This is a genomic window from Nostoc sp. CALU 546, assembly GCF_048836525.1.
Genome location: NZ_JAWJTF010000005.1, coordinates 79,595 through 97,521, shown reverse-complemented (window position 1 = coordinate 97,521; position 17,927 = coordinate 79,595). Strand labels below are relative to the sequence as shown.

Sequence of the window (17,927 nt, the reverse complement as noted above, 5' to 3'; positions counted from 1 at the left end):
AGTTGATTGTTAGCGAGGTTTAGCGTTGTCAAGTTGGAGAGTTGAGTGATTTCTGGCGGCAGGATGCTGAGTTGATTGTTATTGAGGGATAGCGTTGTCAACTTGGAGAGTTGAATGATTTCTGGCGGCAGGCTGGTGAGTTTATTGTCAGAAAGAGATAGCCTTGTCAATTTGGAGAGTTGGCTTATTTCTGGTGGCAGGCTGGTGAGTTGATTGTTATTGAGGTTTAGCTTGGTTGTCTTTTTCTTCGCAGCTTTTTCTATAATTTGCAACAGTTCTTCGTTTGTCACCTGCAAACCTCACCAACTCTGTAGCGATATTTACTAAAGTAGTATATCGTAACTAACCGTTAGAGACTGGATGAGTGTGTTCATCTGCGTAAAAACGGTTGTAATGTTTAAATTAGCAGAGTCATTAGGCGTAGCCAGTCGTAGACATCGCTAACCTCGCAATAACATTTACTCATTAACGAGTATAAAAGACTCATTAACGGAGTTCAAAGACTCATTAACGGAGTTCAAAGACTCGTTAACGGAGTTCAAAGACTCATTCACGAGTATCAAAGGTGCGTTAGGCTTTTGCGCTAACACATCCTACGACTACGATCGCTTTATAATTGCAATGTTACGCCTAGGCACTACCAAAACTACAGGCGATCGCTTTATGGCATACATTGAATATAGTTAGCAGTCGGAAATCCCATGAATATTCGTCAAGAACTTCTAAGTCTGATTGAACAAATGAATTATGAGCAGTTATCAGCACTGCTAGATTTAGCTCTTTCTTTCAAAAATGGGGAAAAATCTGTTAGTCCTACTCTTGAATCTCAGGCTTATCAGGATTGGGTAAGTCCTGAAAATGATATTTACGATGAAGTATTTGCTGATGAACTTACAGCGCGGTGATGTGGTATTGTGTCGAGTCCCCATGCCTTCAACCGGATTCACACAGTTTAAAGTTCGCCCTGGTGTTGTTATTTCGGCAAATCAATTGAATCAAATTCTGGATGATTTGATGGTTGTGCCTTGTACTTCCAACACTAATCGCCTATTAACTGTAACGCAATATTTAATAACGGGCGATGAAATTGCCAGTGTCGGTATTAGAGTTGAGTCTGTAGTTCGCTGTGAGTCAATTTTTACATTAAATAAACCGATGATTCTCAGAAAGCTGGGTTCTCTTTCCTCTGAGGCGATTAATCAGGTGAATTTTTGTCTAATAGCGGCTTTAGAATTATAAATCAATAAGCTTGGGTTAGCGTCAAAAAACACTGGAAATGTTGGATTAACCTGCGGGAAGCCACTTTGGGTATACATTCCTCAACCCAACCTACGATTTTCCTTTACTTTCGCGCTAACACGCCCTACGACTACGATCGCTTTATAATTGCGATCGCAGTTATGCTAACCACAGTCATTACACCCCACGTCAATTATTCCTTGACAGCTTTTGCATAATTCTGTCGTCGCCAACCTTGATAAATCAGGTCAAAATGAGCGAATAGTGAGTCTCAGCAAAACAGACTTTATTAAAACGTGCCAAAAATATCACAATTTTGGAAAATAATAAAGTAAGTCGAGTATCACAAGACTCACTTGATATCCTCATTTCTTCTAGGAAAATATGACTCATCCTTTCCTTGAACGCCTGCGTAGTCCAGATAGCCCAGTTCTCGTATTCGACGGGGCGATGGGAACCAACTTACAAACCCAAAACCTGACTGCTGAAGACTTCGGCGGCCCACAGTATGAAGGTTGTAACGAATACTTAGTCCACACGAAACCTGAAGCTGTCGCTAAGGTTCACCGCGACTTTCTCGCCGCTGGTGCTGATGTCATTGAAACCGATACCTTTGGTAGTACGTCCCTAGTGCTGGCAGAATATGACTTAGCAGACCAAGCTTATTACCTCAGCAAGACAGCCGCAGAATTGGCGAAGCGTGTGGCTGCGGAATTTTCCACGCCAGAAAAACCTCGGTTTGTGGCGGGTTCCATCGGCCCGACAACTAAACTCCCCACCTTGGGACATATTGACTTTGACACCATGAAAGCTACTTTTGCCGAACAAGCAGAGGCGCTGTGGGATGGTGGTGTAGATTTATTCCTGGTGGAAACTTGCCAAGATGTGCTGCAAATTAAAGCGGCGCTGAATGCCATTGAAGAGGTATTTGCTAAGAAAGGCGATCGCAGACCGTTGATGGTTTCTGTGACAATGGAAAGCATGGGCACAATGTTGGTTGGTTCCGAAATCAGCGCGGTGCTGACAATTTTGGCACCTTACCCAATTGATATTCTCGGTCTAAACTGTGCCACTGGCCCAGACTTGATGAAACCACATATCAAGTATCTGGCAGAACATTCACCTTTCATCGTTTCCTGTATTCCCAACGCGGGTTTACCTGAGAACGTTGGCGGTCAAGCGCACTACCGGCTGACACCGTTGGAATTACGGATGTCATTGATGCATTTTGTTGAAGATTTGGGTGTCCAAGTGATCGGGGGTTGCTGTGGGACGCGTCCAGAACACATTCAACAATTGGCAGAACTTGCTAAAGACCTGAAGCCAAAAGTTAGACAACCTAGCTTAGAACCAGCAGCAGCATCAATTTATACTACTCAGCCATACGACCAAGATAATTCCTTCTTGATTGTTGGCGAACGTCTCAACGCCAGTGGTTCCAAGAAGTGCCGCGATTTGCTAAACGCCGAAGATTGGGATGGACTCGTTTCAATGGCGAGGGCGCAAGTCAAAGAAGGCGCACATATCCTCGATGTCAACGTCGATTATGTGGGACGTGACGGCGTGCGAGATATGCACGAATTAGTTTCGCGCATTGTTAATAATGTGACACTGCCTTTAATGCTTGACTCCACCGAATGGGAAAAGATGGAGGCAGGTTTAAAGGTTGCCGGTGGTAAGTGTTTGCTTAATTCCACCAACTACGAAGATGGAGAACCGCGCTTTTTGAAGGTGTTGGAGTTAGCGAAGAAATACGGTGCGGGTGTAATCATTGGTACTATCGATGAAGATGGGATGGCGCGGACAGCAGACAAAAAGTTTGCGATCGCCCAACGCGCATACCGTCAAGCTGTAGAATATGGCATACCACCCACAGAAATATTCTTTGATACCCTAGCATTACCCATTTCCACCGGGATTGAAGAAGACCGAGAAAACGGTAAAGCCACAATTGAATCTATCCAGCGGATTCGTGAAGGATTGCCTGGATGTCATGTGATTTTGGGTGTTTCCAATATTTCCTTTGGTTTAACTCCAGCCTCGCGGATGGTTCTAAACTCGGTGTTTTTGCACGAGGCGACGACGGCGGGAATGGATGCAGCCATTGTCAGCGCTAACAAGATTTTACCACTCTCGAAGATTGATGCACGCCATCAAGAAATTTGTCGCCAGTTGATTTATGATGAGCGGAAGTTTGAGGGTAACGTCTGCGTTTACGATCCCTTGGGAGAGCTTACCACAGCGTTTGCTGGGGTAACAACTAAGCGCGATCGCTCTTTAGATGAAAGTCTCCCCATCCCCGAACGCCTCACACGCCACATCATCGACGGCGAACGCATTGGCTTAGAAGAACATCTGAAAAAAGCCTTAGAAGAACATCCCCCCTTGGAAATTATCAACACCTTCCTGCTAGATGGGATGAAAGTTGTCGGGGAATTATTCGGTTCTGGACAAATGCAGCTACCCTTCGTCTTGCAATCTGCGGAAACCATGAAAGCGGCGGTGGCATTTCTAGAACCGTTCATGGAAAAATCAGAGTCAGGCAACAATGCCAAGGGAACCTTTATCATTGCCACAGTGAAAGGCGATGTCCACGACATTGGTAAAAACTTGGTGGATATCATCTTGTCCAACAACGGCTACAAGGTGATTAACCTGGGAATTAAACAGCCAGTAGAAAACATCATCAACGCTTACGAACAGTACAAACCTGATTGTATTGCCATGAGTGGTTTGCTGGTGAAATCTACCGCCTTCATGAAAGAGAACTTGGAAGTATTTAACGAAAAGGGAATTAGTGTCCCTGTAATTTTAGGTGGTGCGGCGCTGACTCCCAAATTTGTGTATGAAGATTGCCAAAATACCTATAAAGGTAAAGTTGTTTATGGCAAAGATGCCTTTTCTGACTTGCACTTCATGGATAAATTAATGCCAGCAAAGGCAACCAATAACTGGGAAGATTTGCAAGGATTTTTGAATGAAGTGGAAACTGCTGAAGTTTCGACAAATGGCCACAAAGAACCAAAAGCTACCACTTCTGAAGAAAAATCTTCTGAACCAAAAGTAGTAGATACAAGACGTTCTGATGCTGTAGCGATAGATATTGAACGTCCAACACCGCCTTTTTGGGGAACACAGTTATTGCAACCTAGTGATATTCCCATTGAGGAAATATTCTGGCATTTAGATTTACAAGCTTTGGTTGCTGGACAATGGCAATTCCGCAAACCAAAGGAACAATCTAAGGAAGAATATCAGGCTTTCTTAGCTGAGAAAGTCTACCCAGTGTTAGAAACTTGGAAACAGCGGATTATTGAGGAAAATCTGTTGCATCCCCAGGTGATTTATGGGTATTTCCCTTGTCAATCTGAAGGGAATTCTCTACATATATATGACTCAGAGAACCAATCACAGCAGGTTACGACTTTCGAATTTCCTAGACAGAAGTCGTTAAGGCGGTTGTGCATAGCAGATTTCTTTGCACCGAAGGAATCAGGAATTATTGATGTCTTCCCAATGCAAGCGGTGACTGTAGGGGAGATTGCAACCGAGTTCGCCCAAAAGCTGTTTGCCGCCAATCAATACACCGATTATCTGTATTTCCACGGTATGGCGGTGCAGGTGGCGGAAGCTGTAGCTGAATGGACACACGCCAGAATTCGCCGTGAGTTAGGTTTTACTGCTGAGGAACCCAATAATATTCGGGATATGTTGGCACAACGCTATCGTGGCTCACGGTATAGTTTTGGGTATCCCGCTTGTCCGAACATTCAGGATCAGTACAAACAACTTGAGTTATTGCAGACTGACAGGATTAACTTGTATATGGATGAAAGCGAACAACTTTATCCAGAACAGTCTACCACTGCGATTATTACCTATCACCCAGTAGCAAAATACTTTAGCGCGTAGAATCCTACCCATTAATCCAATAAACTTGGGCTAGTGATATTTTGCCCTTAAAGATCCCCCCAACCTCCATTAAAAAGGGGTTGGGGGGATCTTCACCAATTTACGAGTATTGGCATAAAGCAAATCTAGATTTTTGGCGGATGGTAAAAAAACTGAGCCAATAAAGTTGCCTCAAAAGCTTTCCCGCTCTTGTGTTGGGCTATTTCGGCAAAAGCTAGGCTACCTCTTTTTTGGTGAAAGTATTACCAGAAGGAATCACATCACATATTATCGGCTCAATGCGATCGCAACTTGCCAGAAAAGTTTTACAATAATGATTATCATTCTTATAAAGCTTTACGGAAGTTTGAATTGATTATGACTCAACTAACAGTACCAACTTCAAACCCAAGTCTTGAGATTCCTAAAAAAGGAATGCCTGTTACTATCATCACCGGATTTTTAGGTAGTGGTAAAACTACACTGCTAAATCAAATTCTCAAGAATAAACAAGATTTAAAAGTTGCCGTACTCGTGAATGAGTTTGGTGATATTAACATAGACAGCCAATTGCTAATTTCTGTTGACCAAGATATGGTCGAACTAACTAATGGCTGTATTTGTTGTACTATCAATGATAATTTAGTTGATGCAGTTTATCGAGTTTTAGAACGAGAAGACCGGATTGATTATTTAGTTATTGAAACAACTGGTGTCGCTGACCCACTACCAATTATCTTAACTTTTTTAGGTACAGAATTAAGGGATTTGACAAACCTTGACTCTATTCTCACTGTGGTAGATACTGAGGCGTTTAATCAAGAACATTTCCATAGTGAAGCTGCTTTAAAACAGATTACATACGGAGATATGATTCTTTTGAATAAAACAGACCTTGTGACTCCAGAAAAAATAGAAGACGTAGAAAATTTTATCCATGATATGAAAAATGGTGCAAAAATCCTGCACACCAAACATGGGGAGGTAGCGTTACCATTAATTTTAGATGTGGGTTTAACTCCAATAAATGAGTATACTGCCAATGATTACCAAGATACTCATGAGCATGAACACCATCATCATGAACATCATCATCATCATGGACATCACTCACATCATTTAGAAAATGATGGATTTATTTCGATTTCTTTCCAAACTGATAGACCATTTGATGTCCATAAGTTTGAGAACTTTCTCACCGAAAAGATGCCACAGAATGTATTTCGAGCTAAGGGCATTTTATGGTTTAGTGATAGCGACTTGCGCCATATTTTTCAACTGAGTGGCCCTCGCTATAGCTTACATGCTGATGAATGGCAGACTCCACCTAAAAATCAAGCTGTTTTTATTGGTAGAAAGTTGGATATTAGCGAAATTTACTCACAACTTAATGAATGTTTGGCATAATTAATAAGTGTTAATTAAGCATTACACTTGGTTAGTAGTCGTTAGTGATTATTCTCAAAATTGACTGATGACTCTTGACTATTAACTCAAGGTGTTATGTTGTTATACAGAATCATTAAACCTATCCACCCGCTGCGGGATCTTATGCAGAAGCGTTCTGAATAAGAATTGTTAAGCCCAGCTGCATGTTCTTCACCACACCTCTTATGCCAGATAAATCTGCACCAGAAATTGAACTGATACGCGCGGCTTACGCTGCCTTCAACGCGCGAGATATTGACGCCGCCCTCGCCACAACGACTCCTGATGTGGCTTGGCCGAAAGCGTTTGAAGGCGGTTATGTTCATGGACATCAAGCAGTCCGCGCTTACTGGACGAGGCAATGGTTCGGCATCAATCCGCACGTTGAGCCGATTTCCTTTCACCGGGAGGATTCCGGACGCATTTTAGTTGATGTGCATCAGGTCGTGCGCGACTTAGCTGGAACAGTTCTTTCCGATCAGCACGTTGGTCATCGTTATACCATTGAGCATGGCTTGATTCAAACTATGGAAATCTGTCCACCTCCATTGTCCGGCCACTGAGCCTAACAAAGCGCTGCAACGAACGGCGGGGTAGTATCTGCAAAGAGGTTGCTTTTCCTCCCGCCATCGCTGTTTTTACTGGCAGAATAGACATCTCCAGGTTGTAAACGTTTGGCGGAAATTTTGGAAGATTTATCTCATGGTAGTGTCAATCGTTTCCTTTTAAGGGAAAGGTATGAACCCAAGGATTTATTTAATGAAGTAAAGCCGTACATCAATTTAACAGGCGGTACTTTAAGTGGAGACGATACAGTTATTGACAAGCCTTATAGTGACCCGCATTTAACAGAGTTAATTGGTTATTTTGGGTATGGAAAGCATCATCGTATAGTTAAAGTAATTCAATTAATTACTTTGTATTACACCGACCTGTTAGGTAAATCTGTGCCCATAAATTATCAAATATATAACAAACAAGAAGGGAAAACAAAAAATGATTATTTAAGAGAAATGATTGCTGAAGTTTTGGCTTGGGGATTACAGCCGAAGACGGTGACTACAGATGCTTGGTATTCCAGTCGCGAAAATCTAAGATTTATTAGGGAAAAGGGATTAGGACTTTTCATGGGCATAGCAAATAATCATTCTTCATTAGTTAGGTGCTGTTACTTTCACGATTGTTTTGGGAATCCTGTAGTTGTATACCCACCAAATTTGTTAATCTCTCAGCTTAGGTAGGCTTATTTATGCAACTCATCACCTCGTTAGATATTAGAAATTCAGAATATTTATCAAAAAATCGCCTTATCAGTTACCATCACCAGTTGCGTCTAATTTTTTCGCTGGGTAATCAAGTAAAAAACGTTCTGGAAATTGGGATTTTTAATTCTCTGTTAACAGACATCCTGAAGAATAATGGATACAACGTCTCTACTGCTGATGTTGACCCCAGCCTCAAGCCAGAAATAATTTTGGATTTGACTACAGATTTTTCCTTACCAAAAGATAAATTTGATGCAATTGTCCTGTTTCAAGTGCTGGAACACTTCCCCTACGAACAGTCAGAAGAAGCATTGAGAAAACTTGCTATTGCAACTAAGAAATTTTTGGTGATTTCGATTCCCTATTGCACTCAATACCTCTCGTTTCAGGTGAAAACTTCTTTCTCAGGCAGACCAAGGCATTTACTATTCAATGTGCCAAAATTCTGGAGTACAACACCAGTCTGTGACGAACACTGCTGGGAAATGGGTTTAAAAGGATATCCGAAAACGCGGATTTTAAACTCTGTTGCCAAAGCTGGGTTAACTGTTAAGCAAGAATTTATCGATCCCACTTATCCATACCATTATTTTTTGGTGTTGGAGAAGAATTCTAGTAATACTTAAACAGCAATCTGTGGGGAGTGGGGAGTCGGAAGTAGGGGAATCCGAATCAGAAAATGGCGGCAAACAATGCTTCAAAAAGGTGCGATCGCCTAAGCTATGCTTTTAAAATCCTAATTGGTATCATGCCCTTCTGTGTTCTCCGGGTTTATCCTGGAAAACAGATGGCTAGGTTGTATTACCTACTATCATCATTTCAGATACTAACATCGAAAACTACCAATTATGCTAGAACAAGGCACTATCAGTATTCATACTGAGAATATTTTCCCGATCATTAAGAAGTCGCTTTACTCAGACCACCAAATCTTCTTGCGGGAACTGGTATCCAACGCTGTAGACGCCATCCAAAAGCTAAAAATGGTATCCCGCGCCGGCGATTATGCTGGAGATATCGGCGAACCAGAAATTGAAATTGCCATTGACAAAGATAAGAAAACTCTATCCATCTCCGATAACGGTATCGGGATGACCGCAGATGAAGTTAAGAAATATATCAATCAGGTTGCCTTCTCTAGTGCTGAAGAATTTATTCATAAATATGAAGGCAAATCAGATCAACCGATAATCGGCCACTTTGGTCTTGGTTTCTACTCTTCCTTCATGGTGGCGCAAAAGGTAGAAATTGATACCCTCTCTTATCAAGAAGGGGCGCAAGCGGTTCACTGGACTTGTGATGGTTCGCCAGCTTTTACTCTCGAAGAATCTTCCCGGACAACTCGCGGTACTACTATTATTCTCAGCCTGCAAGGGGAAGAAGAGGAATTTCTCGAATCAGCACGAATCAAGAATCTTGTCAAGACATACTGCGACTTCTTGCCAGTCCCAATTAAACTAGACGGCGAAGTAGTAAATAAGCAAAAAGCACCGTGGCGAGAGTCTCCAAGTAATCTGACTCAAGAAGATTATTTAGAGTTTTATCGCTACCTGTATCCTTTTCAAGAAGAACCTTTGTTATGGGTACATTTAAATACAGACTATCCCTTTATCATCAACGGAATTCTGTATTTCCCCAAAATGCGACCGGATGTAGATGTTACCAAAGGGCAGATCAAGCTATTTTGCAATCAAGTTTTTGTTAGCGACAACTGCGAAGAAATTATCCCGCAATTTTTGATGCCGATGCGGGGTGTGATTGATAGCACCGATATTCCCCTAAACGTATCGCGCAGTGCCTTGCAAGGCGATCGCACCGTGAAGCGAATTGGTGACTACATTGCCAAAAAAGTAGGCGATCGCCTCAAAGAACTCTTCCGCGATAACCGCGAACAATACATTAGCGCCTGGAAAGACCTCGGCACCTTTGTAAAATTCGGCGTTCTCAACGACGAAAAATTCAAAAAACAAATCGAAGATATCATCGTTTTCCGCACCACCGCCAAGCTGACAGAAAAAGTTGCTGCTGAAACACCAGTGGTTGAAGTCCAGTCTTCAGACGGCGATGCTTGGCAAGATGTCACTCCTTCACCCAGTTCTGACTCAGCACCCATAGCTCCCTATACTACGCTGAAAGAGTATCTAGAACGCAACAAAGAACGCAACGAAAACCGGGTTTTCTACAGCACTGATGGAGCAACCCAAGCTACATACATAGAACTGCACAAAAATCAAGGTTTGGAAGTCCTATTTATGGACTCCTTTATTGACACCCACTTTATCAATTTTCTAGAACGGGAATATCAGGATGTCAAGTTTACGCGGGTAGACTCAGACTTAGATAATACCCTGCTGGAACAAGATAAAGATAAGGAAATTGTCGATCCCAAGACGAATAAAACCCGGAGTGAGACGATCAAAGAGTTATTTGAGAAATCTCTCAACAAACCCAAACTCAACATCCGTACCGAAGCCTTGAAATCAGACGATCCTCAAGGAACACCACCTGCGATCGTGCTTTTACCAGAGATTCTCCGTCGTATGCGGGAAATGAGCGCCATGATGCAGCAGCAAACAGCAGAGTTTCCCGAAGACCACATTTTGTTGGTAAATACTGCTCACCCACTGATTCAAAATCTGGCAAATATTAACCAAGGTAGTATCATTCAAGGTGACGGTGAATCGCCTACAAATCAGTTAGTCAACTTGATTTGTCAACACGTTTACGATTTAGCGCTGATGTCTCAGAAAGGATTTGACGCTGAGGGAATGAAATCCTTCGTCGAGCGATCGAATGACGTACTCACCAAGCTGACGGAACAAGCGAGTAAATAGTGCTGAGTGGGGCATTGGACATTGAAAAGAGGCAGAGGGGAAGAACTTAGTGTAAACTTCTCCTCTGCTCCCCTGCCTCCCCTGCTCCCTCATCTCCCTCATCTCCCCACTTCTGCTGCCTAAGACCTAAAATGGAAAGGCTGTATTAAAATAACAATCTGGAGATAGTAGCTATGTCCCGTCGCTGTGAACTAACTGGTAAGAAGGCAAATAACGCTTTTTCTGTTTCTCACTCCCACCGTCGTACAAAACGCCTTCAGCACGCTAATCTGCAAGACAAGCGTGTTTGGTGGGAAGGCGGAAATCGTTGGGTGAGATTAAAGCTGTCTACTAAAGCAATTAAAACCCTACAAACTAATGGATTAGAAGCAATGGCAAAAGAAGCTGGCATTAACCTAAATCATTACTAAATAATGTGGATTTCATAACCCAAAGCTTTCGTTGGGTGAAATACTAGGTAATTTGTAGGGTAGCACAGCTAGGTGTGCTACCCTACTGCTTTGTCTAGCTAATTTTGAGGGATTTTAGTAATTTTCTGTTACCCAATCAATACGATCCTTTCCCCAAAATTTTTCGCCTTCCACTATCCAGGTTGACACTCTAGGACAAGCAAATTGTTCATATAGGACTCATATTTGATTTCTGAAAAAACTCAGTACAACTAAGAAGCCTTCTTGACTATTGCCTATTGCCTATTGCCTGCCTACGCAAATTAGTTCAGAAATCAAAGCGGATTCCTATATTCTGCTAAAGCTGCTACTAATTCTAGAATGCGATCGCCATTCAGCCCACCATCATTTGCACTAAATTAACTCGCTATTTTGATTGATATTAAACTTGGCTTTTCACCCATTGGCGAAATTCTTTAACTAATTCCAAATAATCTTTTTCTCCCACCTGCTCTAAGAAATTAGAAATCTCTGTTAGAGGCAGATTAGGAAATACTAAACTCTGTTCAACAGATATATATTTCTGATTTTGTAAAATGTTAATACTAAAATAACTACCATCATATCGCCAGATTTCAGGTACACCCATATCAGCATGGACTTCAAAGCGATTTTTAGAACTGCTAGTAATATCAATTTCCACTACCAAATCTGGTGGCGGATCTTGTTGCAAGTTAATTCTTTTTTTGCCTCTAATTATATTGATATTTTCAATATAAAAGCATTCATCTGGTTCTGTGCCACTAAGCTCTGGACGTTTGAAAGTAGTAGAACCAAGGGGGTCGATTCTAACGTCTAATTCTTCTCCTAGAGTTTCGACAAATCGACCTAATACTTTTTTGTATCGTTCATGTTCAGGTGAAGGAACCATGATTTCTAGAGTCCCTCGATTATAAGTAAGCCGGAGGCGGCGACTAGCACTAAGTTCAGTTAGCAACTTTTCATAAGTTTGCCAACTTATACCCGATAGGTGGACGATTTCTGTGGGTTGAAGCAGTGTGTTGCTAGCCATAGCGATATTTGATGTAGGTTCTCGCTGTACAATAGCCATTCTTACCCTCACTGTACTTTAAGCTGAATCTTCTTTAAAGGAAGGTGTCTGGTTGCTACAGTCGCGGTGAAAAATACTAAGCTGGTAAATAGCACGTTAAAACTTTAGCGGAAATTCCGAATCGCATTCATCGGCGGTTTAGAATTCCCCATTGGCGAACTACCTGTAATTACATTATGTTTGATGCATTATCTGACCGTTTAGAATCCGCCTGGAAAAAACTGCGGGGACAGGACAAAATTTCTCAATCCAATATTCAAGATGCATTGCGCGAAGTGCGCCGCGCCTTGTTGGAAGCAGATGTCAATCTCCAGGTAGTCAAAGATTTTATTAGCGAAGTCGAAGCCAAGGCACAGGGAGCCGAGGTGATTACCGGCGTGCGACCTGACCAACAGTTCATCAAAATTGTTCATGATGAATTGGTGCAGGTAATGGGAGAAGAAAATGTTCCCATCGCAGAAGCCCCAGAACAGCCTACTATTGTGTTGATGGCTGGGTTGCAAGGTACTGGTAAAACCACAGCTACCGCTAAGTTAGCTTTACATCTGAGAAAATTAGAGCGTAGCTGTTTGTTGGTGGCGACAGACGTATATCGCCCAGCCGCGATCGATCAGTTGCTAACGTTGGGTAAACAAATTGACGTACCAGTATTTGAACTAGGAAGCGACGCCGATCCCGTAGAAATTGCCCGACAAGGTGTAGAACGCGCTAGGGCAGAAGGCGTAAATACAGTAATTATTGATACTGCTGGTCGTCTGCAAATTGACGAAGACATGATGGCGGAATTAGCCCGCATCAAAGCAACTGTCAAACCCCATGAAACTCTTCTGGTGGTGGACGCGATGACTGGTCAAGAGGCTGCAAATCTTACCCGCACCTTCCATGAGCAGATCGGAATTACTGGGGCGATTCTCACCAAGATGGATGGTGATAGCCGTGGTGGTGCAGCGCTTTCGGTGCGAAAGATTTCGGGAGCGCCAATTAAATTTGTGGGCGTGGGTGAGAAAGTCGAGGCACTGCAACCCTTTTATCCCGATCGCATGGCATCGCGGATTTTGGGAATGGGCGATGTGCTAACTCTGGTAGAAAAAGCCCAAGAAGAGTTTGATTTAGCCGATGCCGAGAAAATGCAGGAGAAAATCCTGTCAGCGAAGTTTGACTTTACTGACTTTCTCAAGCAGTTGCGAATGCTGAAGAACATGGGTTCTCTGGGAGGCTTCATCAAGATGATCCCAGGGATGAACAAGCTTTCAGACGATCAGCTAAAGCAGGGAGAAACCCAACTAAAGCGCTGTGAAGCCATGATTAACTCCATGACTCGCCAAGAACGCCATGACCCCGATTTATTAGCCAGTTCTCCCAGTCGGCGGCGGCGGATTGCTGCTGGCTCTGGCTATAGAGAGTCAGATGTGACAAAACTGGTGGGTGATTTCCAAAAAATGCGATCGCTCATGCAGCAAATGGGTCAAGGTGGCTTCCCTGGAATGCCGGGAATGTTTGGCGGCGGCGGTATGGGCAACGCCTTTGCTGGTGCTGGTAATCGTCCCCCAGCCCCCGGATGGCGTGGCTATGGTGGCGATGCAGGCGCGAAAAAGAAAAAACCCAAAGATAAAAAGAAAAAAGGCTTCGGCAATCTTTAATTATTGGGCATGGGGCATGGGGCATGGAGTATTGGTAATTTACAAATGACTAATGACCAATGACAAATGACTAATGACCAATGACTAATAGCAGCAAATGCTAGGCAGTGCTAAAATTAGCATTTCGACCTCAGAATTTATCAGCAGAGGAAACTAACCCTCAATTTCTCGGCAGCAGCCAGATTTAGGTTACTTCCTCACCAATTAGTTGCTAACTAATATCTAACAACCAACGGGAGAACGATTCTTCAACCATGATCAAACTGCGCTTGAAGCGATTCGGTAAAAAGCGGGAAGCAAGTTACCGCATTGTCGCCATTAACAACCTTGCTCGCCGCGATGGCCGTCCCCTAGAAGAGTTGGGATTCTATAACCCCAGAACTGATGAAGTGCGACTAGACGTTCCCGGTATCGTCAAGCGACTACAACAAGGCGCTCAACCCACTGACACCGTTCGTCGCATTCTAGTAAAAGCTAATGTTTTTGAGCAGGTCAGTGCAACAGCCGCATCATAATTTCGGAACAAAACTCCCAACAGCTAGCCCCAACTATGTTGATCTGGTTCGGTTTTTGGTGCAGCCGTTTCTGGAATCCCCAGAGACATTAAGCGTCGATTGTGAAATTTCTCAGACCCTCAACCGGGTTTGGGTTCGCATCGCTTTTGAAAGCACAGATAAAGGAAAAGTGTTTGGTCGAGGGGGACGCAATATTCAGGCGATTCGTACAGTAATTGCGGCAGCCGCAGCCGCAGCTGGGCAATCAACATACCTGGATATCTACGGCAGCACCACTCCGGGCCGCGAGGGTATGTCTTTTGATGAAGAGACAGAAGAGCGATCGCCACCGCCGACTAGGAGAGAACCGCGTGCAAACGATGGGCCTAAACCCATTGTTAAACCACGCCTCCGCTAGGTTGAAACTAGAGAGCAAATCTGAGCGGTTGTAGTCACTTCCGCTCAGAATTTTTGTAAAGATGAAAAGTCAAAAGGGCGAATAGAATTCGCAGCTACACAAACATAGACGCTTTGCGGCTTCCCGCAGGGTAGTCCGCCTCCGCGGACTAAGGATAATCCAATTCGCAATTCGCAATGGGCTAACGCCCCGCTCCGCTAACGCAATTAAACTCAGACAGGCACTTCAGGATGGGGTTTTTACCTAACCTTGAGATACAAGGATTTTTTCGCCCACTATTCCACTCGCTTTTAACTAATATTCGTCACCCACTCGTACAGAATTCATACTGAATTCTGAATTCTTCTTAAAAAAAGCATAATTTCGCCGTTAGCGAGAAAATATTAACCTTTGTCAAACACAGATCCTCACCAATTAAGAAATACTATGGCAGGTGCCTTAACAATTCAGCTGCCGAATGTTCCCAGTGCGATCGCTCTTGCAGGAGATGGAGAAGAAAATCTCAAAATTTTATCTCGGCAAACAGGAGCTACTTTAGTGCTACGCGGACAGGAATTAGTGATTTCTGGTACCGAAGGGCAAATTGATCTGGCTTCTCGATTAGTGCGATCGCTGGAAGGCCTCTGGATTAAAGGCAATAACATCACCAGTGCTGATATTTTAACAGCCCGTCAAGCCATAGATAGCGATCGGCAAGGGGAACTGCAAGACTTACAGCGAGATGTCCTCGCCAAAAGTCGTCGGGGTGAAGAAGTCCGTGCCAAAACCTTCCGCCAGCGTCAATATATCGACGCACTCCGTAGACGTGATCTTACCTTTGGGATTGGCCCTGCTGGTACCGGCAAGACTTATCTCGCTGTTGTTGTCGCCGTCCAAGCACTCCTTGCTAACCAAGTGGAAAAGCTAATTTTAACTCGCCCTGCCGTCGAAGCCGGCGAAAAACTCGGCTTTTTGCCTGGAGACTTACAGCAGAAAGTTAATCCCTATCTTCGCCCACTTTATGATGCTATTTATGAATTCATCGACCCAGAAAAAGTACCCAGTTTAATGGAACGCGGTGTGATTGAAGTCGCACCACTCGCCTATATGCGGGGACGCACTCTCAATAACGCTTTTATAATTGTCGATGAAGCTCAAAATACTACACCCGCTCAGATGAAAATGGTTTTGACTCGTTTGGGTTTCCGTTCGCGGATGGTGATTACAGGCGACATGACACAAACTGATTTACCACTTCATCAACAATCGGGTTTAGGAGTGGCTTTACAAATTTTAAAACACGTTGAAGGCATTGCCTTTTGCGAATTTACTCAAAAAGATGTCGTCCGCCATCCTCTAGTTCAGCGCATTGTTGCGGCTTATGAACAATACGAAAAATAGGGATTGGGAATGGGGCATGGGGCATTGGGCATTGGGTATTAGTTAGGAATCATCGTCTAACCAACGACAAATGACAAATGACAAAGGACAAATGACAAATGACCACAACATTAAAAGAATTTTTAGAAGCTTGCGAGACTCTTGGAACTTTGCGTTTAATTGTTACTAGCAGCGCTGCTGTATTAGAAGCACGAGGCAAAATAGAAAAGTTATTTTATGCAGAATTGCCCAAAGGTAAATATGCAAATATGCATACAGAAGGCTTTGAGTTTCACTTGAATATGGACAAAATTACTCAGGTGAAATTTGAAACTGGTGAAGCGAAAAGGGGTAACTTTACAACCTATGCTATTCGGTTTTTAGATGATAAACAGGAGTCTGCTTTAAGCCTATTTTTACAATGGGGTAAACCAGGAGAATATGAACTAGGACAAGTGGAAGCTTGGCAAACTTTAAAAGAGAAATATGGGGAAGTTTGGCAACCTTTACCAGCAGAAATTTAATACAGCTAAACTGATAAAGGTGAAGGAAATCGGATATCTGCACTAAACTGCTCGATATTAACGCTGCGATGAATCGGTAAAATATATTCTAAATTTTCGTGGGGACGGGGAATAATGTGATTAGAAAGTACCTCGCCACCGTCAACTCGCAGCACTGCCTTTAATCCTGCTGTCACAGCTACATTCACTTCGCCTATAGCTCCTCGAATTAACACGGTAATTCGTCCTAAATCAGTATTTTCATAACCAACAAGGGTTACACGGGCAGCTTTACACATGGCATCTCCCACTTCCACTGCTGCGGGAACGCCATAAACTTCAATCATGCCTAATGCCAATGTCATGCTATTACTATAAATTCGGGATAGGGCTAATTATCTCACTACAAAGTTTTAATTTATTACAGAAAATTACTTAATTTTTAATCGATAAACAATAACCATTAAATACAAAACTGCTAATGCTTGTAATGAAGGTAATTTGGAGTTTTTGCTTGTTGCTTTTATTCCTTTTGTGGGGTGGTGAAGCTTTTGCAGGAGAGTTGGCTGAACGGTTAGCAAATTTTCCCCAATGGGAAAAACTAACTTCAGTGCAACCCGCTTCGGGAGATTTAGTTTACCCTGAATGGATGGCTGGAACTTGGAAAGTTACAAGTACCTTAGTAGATTTAGCTGCGCCTTTAGCACCAGAGATTGTAACACCAGGATTTGAAGGTAATCGCCAACAATTAAATCAGCCTGTGAGTTTTGTAGTAAGATTTGTGAAGGAGCAACCACATCTTTCTGGGTTAAAAATATTACCTCAGATAGATTACAAATCCCCCGTTGTAGTAGCAGATAGAGCGTTTAATAGCTTGAATTTGGCAAGGGCTTATTTAGGGGATGAAGCAGTGTTATTAGTCAAAGTAGATCCAGATTCACCTAATCGGCAGATTACGTTCTTGCGTAGCAGTCGCCAACTAGTTTCTATTGTGACTGCACGGGGCACAGAAATTACCCTTGATGGCAAGTTCATCACCACAGAAGTATTTCAACAACTATTTAAAGGCGGCTCACGTCCCTATTTAAACTCTGTAGAATCTACTACGGCTTATCACAAACTTTCAACATTTAATCCGGCGATTGAAGCAGATCAAGTTACTGCTGTCTATCTTTCATCCCAAGATCCAGATTACTTTAAAGCTGGTTCTCGACCAGTTGCTCTCTATCGCTATCGCCTCGAATTTTCCCCTCAAGAACTAACGACTACTCCCAAAGAGTGATTTGTCATCTAGCTCTTGACTACTTTGTAATACATTTGTAGTATATAAATTCCAAGTTTACGATCGCGCTCTTG

Annotated in this window: 18 protein-coding genes and 1 pseudogene; 16 read left to right on the top strand and 3 right to left on the bottom strand. The window is 42.9% G+C overall.

Features of this window, described 5'->3' with window-relative positions; translation table 11 throughout:
• Window positions 1–290: leucine-rich repeat domain-containing protein (locus tag RRG12_RS04115; protein ID WP_420758447.1), on the bottom strand; the 290-nt coding region annotated here is incomplete at its 3' end.
• A gap of 411 nt (window positions 291–701) precedes the next feature.
• Here RRG12_RS04115 and RRG12_RS04110 point away from each other — a divergent pair.
• The 10 genes and pseudogenes from RRG12_RS04110 to rpmB all read left to right on the top strand — a co-directional run bounded on the left by RRG12_RS04110 (window position 702) and on the right by rpmB (window position 11,067).
• Window positions 702–905, top strand: a complete 204-nt coding sequence (locus tag RRG12_RS04110) for a hypothetical protein (protein WP_420758446.1) — start codon at window positions 702–704, stop codon at window positions 903–905.
• Window positions 886–1,239, top strand: a complete 354-nt coding sequence (locus tag RRG12_RS04105; RefSeq protein ID WP_420758445.1) for a type II toxin-antitoxin system PemK/MazF family toxin — start codon at window positions 886–888, stop codon at window positions 1,237–1,239. Before RRG12_RS04110 ends, RRG12_RS04105 begins: the two co-directional genes overlap by 20 nt.
• A 65-nt stretch (window positions 1,240–1,304) precedes the next feature.
• Window positions 1,305–1,457 (top strand): hypothetical protein, encoded by a 153-nt coding sequence (locus RRG12_RS04100; protein ID WP_420758444.1) that lies wholly within the window; start codon window positions 1,305–1,307, stop codon window positions 1,455–1,457.
• Window positions 1,458–1,623: 166 nt separating this feature from the next.
• Window positions 1,624–5,151 carry a methionine synthase gene (metH, locus tag RRG12_RS04095; protein ID WP_420758443.1) on the top strand — a complete coding sequence of 1,176 codons (3,528 nt, stop codon included), beginning with the start codon at window positions 1,624–1,626 and terminating at the stop codon, window positions 5,149–5,151.
• 357 nt (window positions 5,152–5,508) lie between these two features.
• On the top strand, window positions 5,509–6,537 hold the full coding sequence (locus RRG12_RS04090) for a CobW family GTP-binding protein (protein WP_420758442.1): 1,029 nt from the start codon (window positions 5,509–5,511) through the stop codon (window positions 6,535–6,537).
• Between the two features lie 206 nt (window positions 6,538–6,743).
• Window positions 6,744–7,121 (top strand): nuclear transport factor 2 family protein, encoded by a 378-nt coding sequence (locus RRG12_RS04085; RefSeq protein WP_069068489.1) that lies wholly within the window; start codon window positions 6,744–6,746, stop codon window positions 7,119–7,121.
• Window positions 7,122–7,169: 48 nt separating this feature from the next.
• Window positions 7,170–7,703, top strand: a pseudogene (locus RRG12_RS04080) (IS701 family transposase); the annotation flags it as partial.
• Window positions 7,704–7,807: 104 nt separating this feature from the next.
• Window positions 7,808–8,449 carry a class I SAM-dependent methyltransferase gene (locus tag RRG12_RS04075; RefSeq protein WP_420758441.1) on the top strand — a complete coding sequence of 214 codons (642 nt, stop codon included), beginning with the start codon at window positions 7,808–7,810 and terminating at the stop codon, window positions 8,447–8,449.
• A 222-nt stretch (window positions 8,450–8,671) separates the two neighbouring features.
• Entirely contained in the window at window positions 8,672–10,657 is a 1,986-nt protein-coding gene (gene htpG / locus RRG12_RS04070) for a molecular chaperone HtpG (RefSeq protein WP_069068469.1), read from the top strand.
• Window positions 10,658–10,830: 173 nt separating this feature from the next.
• Window positions 10,831–11,067, top strand: a complete 237-nt coding sequence (rpmB, locus tag RRG12_RS04065; protein ID WP_069068470.1) for a 50S ribosomal protein L28 — start codon at window positions 10,831–10,833, stop codon at window positions 11,065–11,067.
• Window positions 11,068–11,488: 421 nt separating this feature from the next.
• Here rpmB and RRG12_RS04060 read toward each other — a convergent pair whose 3' ends face one another.
• Window positions 11,489–12,157 (bottom strand): Uma2 family endonuclease, encoded by a 669-nt coding sequence (locus RRG12_RS04060; RefSeq protein WP_420758440.1) that lies wholly within the window; start codon window positions 12,155–12,157, stop codon window positions 11,489–11,491.
• 176 nt (window positions 12,158–12,333) lie between these two features.
• On the opposite strand from RRG12_RS04060, the gene ffh reads away from it, so the two are divergent.
• The 5 genes from ffh (at window position 12,334) to RRG12_RS04035 (ending at window position 16,592) form a co-directional block, all read left to right on the top strand.
• On the top strand, window positions 12,334–13,797 hold the full coding sequence (gene ffh, locus RRG12_RS04055) for a signal recognition particle protein (protein WP_420758439.1): 1,464 nt from the start codon (window positions 12,334–12,336) through the stop codon (window positions 13,795–13,797).
• Between the two features lie 254 nt (window positions 13,798–14,051).
• Complete coding sequence (gene rpsP / locus RRG12_RS04050) at window positions 14,052–14,312, top strand: 30S ribosomal protein S16 (RefSeq protein ID WP_012409382.1); 261 nt, start codon at window positions 14,052–14,054, stop codon at window positions 14,310–14,312.
• Window positions 14,275–14,709, top strand: coding sequence for a KH domain-containing protein (locus RRG12_RS04045; RefSeq protein WP_069068472.1), 435 nt, complete (start codon window positions 14,275–14,277; stop codon window positions 14,707–14,709). The genes rpsP and RRG12_RS04045 overlap by 38 nt, the downstream gene beginning before the upstream one ends.
• Window positions 14,710–15,135: 426 nt before the next feature.
• Complete coding sequence (locus tag RRG12_RS04040) at window positions 15,136–16,089, top strand: PhoH family protein (protein ID WP_069068473.1); 954 nt, start codon at window positions 15,136–15,138, stop codon at window positions 16,087–16,089.
• A gap of 98 nt (window positions 16,090–16,187) precedes the next feature.
• On the top strand, window positions 16,188–16,592 hold the full coding sequence (locus RRG12_RS04035) for a ChuX/HutX family heme-like substrate-binding protein (RefSeq protein WP_069068474.1): 405 nt from the start codon (window positions 16,188–16,190) through the stop codon (window positions 16,590–16,592).
• 5 nt (window positions 16,593–16,597) lie between these two features.
• Here RRG12_RS04035 and RRG12_RS04030 read toward each other — a convergent pair whose 3' ends face one another.
• Entirely contained in the window at window positions 16,598–16,936 is a 339-nt protein-coding gene (locus RRG12_RS04030; protein WP_420758438.1) for a carbon dioxide-concentrating mechanism protein CcmK, read from the bottom strand.
• A 116-nt stretch (window positions 16,937–17,052) separates the two neighbouring features.
• On the opposite strand from RRG12_RS04030, the gene RRG12_RS04025 reads away from it, so the two are divergent.
• Window positions 17,053–17,853, top strand: coding sequence for a DUF6816 family protein (locus RRG12_RS04025; protein WP_420758437.1), 801 nt, complete (start codon window positions 17,053–17,055; stop codon window positions 17,851–17,853).
• Window positions 17,854–17,927 lie beyond the last annotated feature (74 nt).

Bases quoted from the DNA above. Each gene is read 5' to 3' on its own strand.
- RRG12_RS04110 (WP_420758446.1), top strand. From the start codon at position 702: ATGAATATTCGTCAAGAACTTCTAAGTCTGATTGAACAAATGAATTAT.
- RRG12_RS04105 (WP_420758445.1), top strand. From the start codon at position 886: ATGAACTTACAGCGCGGTGATGTGGTATTGTGTCGAGTCCCCATGCCT.
- metH (WP_420758443.1), top strand. From the start codon at position 1,624: ATGACTCATCCTTTCCTTGAACGCCTGCGTAGTCCAGATAGCCCAGTT.
- RRG12_RS04090 (WP_420758442.1), top strand. From the start codon at position 5,509: ATGACTCAACTAACAGTACCAACTTCAAACCCAAGTCTTGAGATTCCT.
- RRG12_RS04085 (WP_069068489.1), top strand. From the start codon at position 6,744: ATGCCAGATAAATCTGCACCAGAAATTGAACTGATACGCGCGGCTTAC.
- RRG12_RS04075 (WP_420758441.1), top strand. From the start codon at position 7,808: ATGCAACTCATCACCTCGTTAGATATTAGAAATTCAGAATATTTATCA.
- htpG (WP_069068469.1), top strand. From the start codon at position 8,672: ATGCTAGAACAAGGCACTATCAGTATTCATACTGAGAATATTTTCCCG.
- rpmB (WP_069068470.1), top strand. From the start codon at position 10,831: ATGTCCCGTCGCTGTGAACTAACTGGTAAGAAGGCAAATAACGCTTTT.
- RRG12_RS04060 (WP_420758440.1), bottom strand. From the start codon at position 12,157: ATGGCTATTGTACAGCGAGAACCTACATCAAATATCGCTATGGCTAGC.
- ffh (WP_420758439.1), top strand. From the start codon at position 12,334: ATGTTTGATGCATTATCTGACCGTTTAGAATCCGCCTGGAAAAAACTG.
- rpsP (WP_012409382.1), top strand. From the start codon at position 14,052: ATGATCAAACTGCGCTTGAAGCGATTCGGTAAAAAGCGGGAAGCAAGT.
- RRG12_RS04045 (WP_069068472.1), top strand. From the start codon at position 14,275: ATGTTTTTGAGCAGGTCAGTGCAACAGCCGCATCATAATTTCGGAACA.
- RRG12_RS04040 (WP_069068473.1), top strand. From the start codon at position 15,136: ATGGCAGGTGCCTTAACAATTCAGCTGCCGAATGTTCCCAGTGCGATC.
- RRG12_RS04035 (WP_069068474.1), top strand. From the start codon at position 16,188: ATGACCACAACATTAAAAGAATTTTTAGAAGCTTGCGAGACTCTTGGA.
- RRG12_RS04030 (WP_420758438.1), bottom strand. From the start codon at position 16,936: ATGACATTGGCATTAGGCATGATTGAAGTTTATGGCGTTCCCGCAGCA.
- RRG12_RS04025 (WP_420758437.1), top strand. From the start codon at position 17,053: ATGCTTGTAATGAAGGTAATTTGGAGTTTTTGCTTGTTGCTTTTATTC.